Genomic DNA, 296 nt, shown 5'->3' with positions numbered 1-296 from the left:
GTCGTAACAAGGTAGCCGTATCGGAAGGTGCGGCTGGATCACCTCCTTTCTAAGAGAACACGATCTTCCGAGTAGAAGATCATGAGATCCCTTGAGGGTCAGGAGAGCTTAGATCTTCGGATGTAAGTTCTCCAGCGGAAGCTTAGCTTCTGTAGAACAATTGGCAGTTGTTCGCTCACTCGTTGTCAGTTTTGAAGGATCAATGATTCTTCTATATAATAGTTATCGTTTGGTGGCGATGGCGGAGGGGAACCACACGTTCCCATCTCGAACACGACCGTTAAGCCCTCCAGCGC

Annotated in this window: 1 rRNA gene; it reads left to right on the top strand. The window is 49.0% G+C overall.

Annotated elements, in window-relative coordinates:
* Positions 1 to 228: 228 nt before the first annotated feature.
* Positions 229 to 296 (top strand): 5S ribosomal RNA (rrf, locus tag M3180_RS22475); the annotation flags it as partial.

The organism is Paenibacillus camelliae (assembly GCF_023715345.1).
Classification (GTDB): domain Bacteria; phylum Bacillota; class Bacilli; order Paenibacillales; family Paenibacillaceae; genus Pristimantibacillus; species Pristimantibacillus camelliae.
This window is presented reverse-complemented; position numbering and strand designations above follow the sequence as displayed.